Source organism: Streptomyces albidoflavus, from assembly GCF_000719955.1.
GTDB lineage: Bacteria > Actinomycetota > Actinomycetes > Streptomycetales > Streptomycetaceae > Streptomyces > Streptomyces albidoflavus.
In genome coordinates, this window is sequence record NZ_JOII01000088.1 from 1 (window position 1) to 888 (window position 888).

General features: G+C 66.9%; 1 protein-coding gene. It reads left to right on the forward strand.

The window, feature by feature from the left end; translation table 11 throughout:
- The first annotated feature begins 46 nt into the window (after positions 1–46).
- Positions 47–817 carry an IS5-like element IS112 family transposase gene (locus tag IF45_RS0131035; RefSeq protein ID WP_003949000.1) on the forward strand — a complete coding sequence of 257 codons (771 nt, stop codon included), beginning with the start codon at positions 47–49 and terminating at the stop codon, positions 815–817.
- Positions 818–888 lie beyond the last annotated feature (71 nt).

The window sequence follows — 888 nt, forward strand, 5'->3', positions numbered from 1 at the left end:
TAAGGGCTGTCCCGTAACTGCTGGTCACAGATGAGATGATCTTGGCGTGGCTGGTGTGATCACTGCGTCGGAGCCGTCCTGGATTGCCCCGTTCAGCGGGCTGAGCCCGAGGCAGTTCGGGAAGCTGGTGACGGTGCTGCGTCGCGAGGGTGCGGACGCGGTCCGCAAGGGCCGGCCGTGGAGCCTGCCCCTGGAGGACCGGGCACTGCTGGTCGCGGCGTACTGGCGCACAAACCTGACCATGCGGCAGCTCGCCCCGCTGTTCGGGGTGTCGAAGTCGGCGGCGGACCGGATCATCGACCACCTCGGACCGATGCTCGCGCTCCAGCCCCGCAAGCGATTCGCCAAGGACACCGTGCTCATCGTGGACGGCACACTGGTCCCCACCCGGGATCACACCATCGCCGAGCGGTCGAAGAACTACCGGTACTCCACCAACCACCAGGTCGTCATCGATGCCGACACCCGCCTGGTCGTGGTGGTCGGACGGCCACTCGCCGGCAACCGCAACGACTGCAAGGCATGGGAGGAATCCGGCGCAAAGGCCGCCGTCGGCAAGACCCTCACGATCGCCGACGGCGGCTACCCGGGCACCGGACTCGTCATCCCGCACCGCCGAGAGCGCGGACAGGCCGGACTCCCGGACTGGAAAGAGGAACACAACAAGTCCCACAAGCAGGTCCGAGCCCGCGTCGAGCACGTCTTCGCCCGCATGAAGACCTGGAAGATCCTCCGCGACTGCCGCCTGAAGGGCGACGGCGTCCATCACGCCATGCTTGGCATCGCCCGCATGCACAACCTCGCCCTCACCGGATAAACCGGCGGTCCGCACAACGGCCTCCCCCATACCCGAGGCGACCCGAAGATCATTTGCGGGACAACCCTTAG